Genomic DNA, 6,014 nt, shown 5'->3' with positions numbered 1-6,014 from the left:
AAGGACACTTTCATGCTTTAAAACGTCTACCTTTAAAGCAAATACATAAAAAGCTGCACGCATAGTGCAGCTTTTTTTGTAAATTCTTCTGATTGTCTTTTTGTATCATTGTCTCTCATATCAGACAACTTCACCAGCCCATCATCCTTAATACTCCCCTTTCAAAAAACATAAGGAGCTGGTCATTGCTGCCAATAGGCATTGTGCTTGTTTTAGAAAAGAGCTCTGAAAACTTCCTTTCTCAACTGATCATCAAGAAAAACTATACAAAGCATGGGATATACCATAAACACGTAGAAGAAAATTGTACCTTATAACCTCTTGGGGAGGAGCATTGTGACAAAGAAAAAATCCATGATTTTTGCCAAAACTGGGCTTTTTTTCGTTTTGGGCTTTAGCAGCTTTGCCGATGAAACAGCACAAGTTACATTTGCTCTCCATTTAGCAGAAAGCACAGCATCTATTTCAATGCTGCTTTTTGCAGGGCTTGTCGGGGCAATTTGTGCGGGCCCCATTGCACCACGCCTCTTGCATCACTTCCAACCGCGCGAACAGTACCCATTGTTTTATTGTTTGAAGCACTCTTCATAGCCGTTGCCGCAATCGCCAACCAATTTTGGGTTTACATTGCACTTTCTTTCGCACTAGGTTGTGCTGGTTCACTCTTTTGGTCTGCTATTCTTGTTGCGGTACCTGACTTCACAAAAAATGACCACCAATTAGATCGACTAAACCGCGTTATCCAAACAGTTCGTAATCTTGGCTACATTGCCGGACCACTGCTAGGGGGGGTATTGTATGGAATATCAAATGGGCAAAAAGGGCTCTTTGCACTATCCATCATGGTTCTTTGTGCTACCTTTATCACTCTCTTCTGTTTTAAAAGTTTTAAAATTCATACACAAACGACAAACACAACGCAGCAAGCCAAAAAAGGGCTAGATTTAACGGGTCTTTTGCGTAAAAAAAATGTTGTCTATGCTCTTTCTCCCCTCATCATTACCATCATCCTCACCTCTGCTCTCAACGTCTTATCGATTGTCCGCATCCGCACGGAACTGTACTTCAGTGCAGAAACCTATGGGGTAATCACAAGCATGTTAAGTCTTGGCCTCGTGGTTGGTCCACTCTGTTTCTCCAGCCTTTTTCATCGCTTTGGTAATGCCGCTGGAGCATCACTTGCCGCTGCAATCATCGGCTTTGCAATTTTCTGCTTTTCCTTAACACATATCATATGGTTGATGATGCTTTCATTTTTCATTCTTGGGGGTGCAAACGGTGTGCAAAATGCTCTAATGGCAAGTTTTATGATGAAAGCCATTCAGAAAGAACACCGAAACAACCAAATGCCTGCCTATATCTTTATCATACAAACAGCGGTGTGCCTTGGCTTTCTAGGAGCCGGTTTTGTAAAAGTGCATCACACCCAAAGCACACTGTTTATCATTGGCATCGCCACAATGATCACAGGCATATTAGGCTTTATCATAAACCGCACTATACAAAAAAAGGAAGGGGATAATGCCTAGCAAACTTTGCCATCTATTCTCTCGAAAAAAAACATGCCCAAAAATGGCATAACAATCACCTCCCGATGAAATCGTTGTATCTCCCCTATAACCCCATACCAAGCAATGTGATTTTGATGAACCATTCTCGTGTGGAGGAGCAAATAACCATCGCCAAAACTTGATATTTTAAAGCAGAAGAAAACAGTTTAACATCATGCAACAAGATCCTATAAGCTTAAATTTTTACCATGGAACAGGTGGTTATGTGTGGCAACTGGCAGACTATATGCGACATGATTGTCATGAGAGCTCCCACACACTTGAATTGCAAAAACCAACACCACCCATAGCCATCAATTCTTTCGCTGTCTACCCACATGAACTCAATCCTTTATCACGCGTTCAATGGGCAAAAGATGTACAAATAATAAAAAACAAACCAGCACTCATTGGCAAACGGCAAATACAACCCATCACTATTGTTTCTACAAAAGGAGCGGCATTTGGCGGATTCGACTTTCCCACATTTGAAGCACTTCGTGAAGGCTGCCTTGTCCAATCACTGAGGGAAATACAATTCAATGGTACTCTTCTTGCCTCTGGAAGTCTTTTGATCTCACTTTTACAACACGGTCTCATCGAAACAGATCAAAAAGCATTTTCAGAAAATGATGCAACCGCTCTTTTACGAGAGCCAACATGTATTATCATAGATTCTTCTCTTGGCAGTCTTGCCATTAATCAACTCAATGGGCGTACAATCCGGCTTCATGAAAAAACAAAACATCTCTTGCAGCAAGCCGCCACACCAATGCATCTTCAATATCCGCTAGAGGATTCAATAAAGTTTCTTGTAAAAGCAGGAATGCTACGATTGATAAAATTATAAGGATAAAAAGATGCAGCTGATAAGACCTGGCATGGGAACAGAAAATAGTGCACAGCTCATTTATGCGCTTATTCAAATGGCAAGACCGCGCACAGTCATTGAAATCGGTGCTGGTGATAGTACGCGCTTGATTGCTAAAGCACTGCAAAAAGCAAAACAAACATGGCAACAAGATAAAAAACTTTTAGAATCTTCCACCTGGGAAGAGCGTACAGCTTTGCTTGACCCTTCAGGAATCCTTGAGAATTACGAACCTCGGCTTATCACCATTGATGATTTTTCAGCAGAAAGCCAATCAGCAGAAGAAGCATGGCAAAAACTGCTTCAAGGCGGTATTGAAAAAGATACTGTAACATTTATCCATGAGAATTTTTTCTCTCTTGATGAAAGCACCCTCAAATCTTGGGGACCAATAGATTTTGCTTGGCTTGATGCTGGTACTCCCGCAGATGATGTGCGATTTGTTACCACAGTTTGGGAACACATCACCGCGGGTGGTTATCTTTTTCTGCATGAACCAACAATGACCACAACAATTGCTCACAATAGCGAACAACGGGTTCGACGTGTTAGAACTCCCATCTGGGAAGAAATTCTCTACCGGCTTGATGGCTCCTATGAAGCTTTAACACTCCCCGAAAACCACAAATATCGCCAAGGTGGTCTGGGGATTATTCGCAAACGCACCTCTGCCGAACAAATTGTACGCGCACAATCGCTACAAGCAGAACTCATAGAAATCAATGAACTGCCCATTCGCAATGATCTTTTGCCCATGGGGAAAGAAACCCTTCACAAACGCAATACCCGCAATTCACTGATCTCTGCCATGACGTCACCGACACTGCGTACTGTTTATGCCGCCATTATCCTTGGTGCAAAAAATCTTACTGATATCCTCAAACATGTCGATTCAGATGCCAAAAACATTCACAAATCCATCAATCGCCTTTTGAATCTCCGACTTATTCACAACACAACAGAAGGATTTCAAGCCGAAGAGACAGTGTGGAAAATGCTAGAAAATAAACATGAGCGGAATAGGGAAAATTTAAGCGACCGCCATTTAGAAACAGAAGAGATGCTATCAAAAATTGGTGAAGCCTTTCAAATGGGAAAAATCTATAGCGAAACGGAAGTTTCCAAGATATGCAACCTCTTTACGATAGACTTTGCCCGATTACGACGCACTCTTGTTGAGAGAGGTTTTTTACAACGCCATGGAGGAAAATATCAACGCATGCGCTAAAAGAGAATTGAAAAATGATTAGCGAACGCTATCGTTTTTCTTCTCTATTTCAAGAGAATGAATAACCTTCCACTAAAAAAATATAATTTCATTAAAAGGTTACAAAATCATTCATCCCATTCATATGTTGACAATCTATGGAGATGAGATTAGCGTGCCCTCTTCGCAAGAGATGCAATGGGGAGGAACAAGAGTGCGGGATGCCAATTGGTTATCAAAAAGGATTGGGTGGTTATCAAAAAGGATTGGGAATAATCAAAACCATCAGGAGACGATATAGGATCAAGGTCTCAATGATCTTACGATTGTTGCGCGAACATCAGGGCACAGTGTTGTTGCTCAATTCAAATCATGCTCGATATTTCTAAAAACATCGTAGAAAAAACAATATTCTTGCATTGGACTGGCTAGTGAATCAAAGAAAGATACTATTTCAACGAAATGTGCATAGTAGAAATAGGGCTGGCAAAACTTCCTCAAAAGATACAACAAAATGTCTTTGATCATTTAACAACACTTCTATGGAAATTCCATGGGCAAAAATAAAATTCCTTTTTTCATCTATAGCACAGTTTTTCTTTCTGAATTTTCCTTTTTCTTTGTACTCCCTCTGCTTGGAAACTCTTCTCTCATAACTGCCGCCAATGTTGCTTTTTATCTCGCTGGATCGGTAATCCTTGAAAGCATTCTCATGGTAACCACAACGGGTTTATTAGAAAGATTTTCGCGTAAACTCTTAATGGCTACCGCCTTTATTTTAAGGAGTAGCGCTTTTGTGTGCATTATCCTATCGCTTACACCTTCTGCATGGTTGATCTTTTTTACCTTAATGGCTTTTTCGAAAGCAGTTTCAAAGCCATTTTTGAGAGAAATTTTATCAGAACATCTCAACGAAAATGCTCTTAAACGCGCATTAACTCTCTATTCTTTTTTTCAAAATGCTGCTGTCGTTATAGCACCTCTTGTTGCAACGAGTGCCATAAAATACAACGCATCAACCTTCTTAATGGCTTTTTTTGCACTCATTGGTTTGTATCTTTGTGTTCTATCCATTCAAATTGTTTATCATTACCCACATAAAACATTATCTCTTGAAAAGAATAAAAAAACAAAAAAAGCTCTTCTTTCTTCTTTAAAAACAATAATACATAATCGTTCTATTGTTTATTTGCTGGTCACGGCTTTGCTTTGTGCATACCTCATGGGAATTTTCATCACCACCACAACACTTCTCAGTAAATTTGACAGAAATCTCGCCCCTTATAGTGGAATTTTCTTTTCAATTGTTGGCATCAGTATTTGTATCTGGCAAGGAATAATCAATAAACATCTCAGCCTTTCTGATAAATCAACTTTTTATCTGCTCTGCTTTATGGGAAGTTTCTCCTCGTTTTTCCTCATAGGTGGGGTCTTTACCGCTGTGACTGCGTTAATTGCCTACAGTGTCTATGAATCTGTCATGATTCCAGAGATATACTATCAAGCAGGGAAAACAACTACATCCCTCTCTGCCAGTGTTCTTTTCAGTTATATTCTTGTTATTTCAAATATTGGCCAAGCCGCCGGCTCATGGACAAGTGGATGGATTATCAGCCATTTCAACAATCATATCGCTTTCACCTTTTGCATGATTGTTGGTGCCTCCGCCTTTGCTTCTTGCCTTTGCCTCATGCAAACGAAAAAATAAGCAGCTTCCATGTCACATATCATTTTTGAAAACCCGTAGCACAACAAGAGCACTCAAAATAATTCGCCATAAATCACTCAATTATGGGTTTGTAACACACTCTGCGGCAAAGAAGCTCGAAACGGTCTTTAAAGATTGCTCTGTAAACGCCGTTGCCAATTGCCTCATAGCATAAAGTATTATGGGGGCAGACAAGCGTAAGGTAGCTACATTCTGCACGAATAATATTCTATTGATATCGATGTGCAACACAGCCAAAGCATTTTTTTATAATTCGCTCAGAAAAGGATTTTGAACTAATCAATCTCAAGCCTCGCCATGCGCGTTTAACTTTTAATGCCGCCCATTCTCTCTCAATTTATATTTTAGAGCTCATGGATCAGCCATAATAAAAAACCATATCACGATTACCAGCATTTTCTTGTGCCATTTTTAATGCCTAAAAAGCATTAAGGGGGGTGGCCGCTGCTTCTACCCTACAAAACCAAATATTTCTATAGCATGACAGAATGAGTAATCACACCACCCTATAGTTCTCCTCTTCCCCGCGTTTCTAGGCTCCGCTTCTAAAGTCAGTGGCAATTTCTGTAAATGCAAAAGGCGCCCTTAAGGATGGCGAATGAGGATGGTGCAAAAGTATTGCCTTGATTATTTTTTTAAGAACAAACTAGCTGGTGT

General features: G+C 40.2%; 3 protein-coding genes and 1 pseudogene. All 4 read left to right on the top strand.

Annotation, left to right across the window (positions count from 1 at the left end; translation table 11 throughout):
* The first annotated feature begins 336 nt into the window (after positions 1-336).
* The 4 genes and pseudogenes from ACFIJJ_RS08880 (at position 337) to ACFIJJ_RS08865 (ending at position 5,336) form a co-directional block, all read left to right on the top strand.
* A pseudogene (locus ACFIJJ_RS08880) lies at positions 337-1,529 on the top strand (MFS transporter).
* A 196-nt stretch (positions 1,530-1,725) separates the two neighbouring features.
* Positions 1,726-2,400, top strand: coding sequence for a hypothetical protein (locus ACFIJJ_RS08875; protein WP_375624162.1), 675 nt, complete (start codon positions 1,726-1,728; stop codon positions 2,398-2,400).
* Positions 2,401-2,410: 10 nt separating this feature from the next.
* Positions 2,411-3,649 (top strand): DUF2087 domain-containing protein, encoded by a 1,239-nt coding sequence (locus ACFIJJ_RS08870; protein WP_375646686.1) that lies wholly within the window; start codon positions 2,411-2,413, stop codon positions 3,647-3,649.
* 532 nt (positions 3,650-4,181) lie between these two features.
* Positions 4,182-5,336 carry an MFS transporter gene (locus tag ACFIJJ_RS08865; RefSeq protein ID WP_375646684.1) on the top strand — a complete coding sequence of 385 codons (1,155 nt, stop codon included), beginning with the start codon at positions 4,182-4,184 and terminating at the stop codon, positions 5,334-5,336.
* Positions 5,337-6,014: the final 678 nt, after the last annotated feature.

The organism is Bartonella sp. TT29SHDZB (assembly GCF_042193395.1).
Lineage (GTDB): Bacteria > Pseudomonadota > Alphaproteobacteria > Rhizobiales > Rhizobiaceae > Bartonella.
The sequence above is the reverse complement of the archived record's forward strand: the minus strand, read 5'-3'. Positions and strand labels throughout refer to the sequence as shown.

Coding starts and splice junctions, on each gene's coding strand:
- ACFIJJ_RS08875 (WP_375624162.1), top strand. CDS start 1,726: ATGCAACAAGATCCTATAAGCTTAAATTTTTACCATGGAACAGGTGGT.
- ACFIJJ_RS08870 (WP_375646686.1), top strand. CDS start 2,411: ATGCAGCTGATAAGACCTGGCATGGGAACAGAAAATAGTGCACAGCTC.
- ACFIJJ_RS08865 (WP_375646684.1), top strand. CDS start 4,182: ATGGGCAAAAATAAAATTCCTTTTTTCATCTATAGCACAGTTTTTCTT.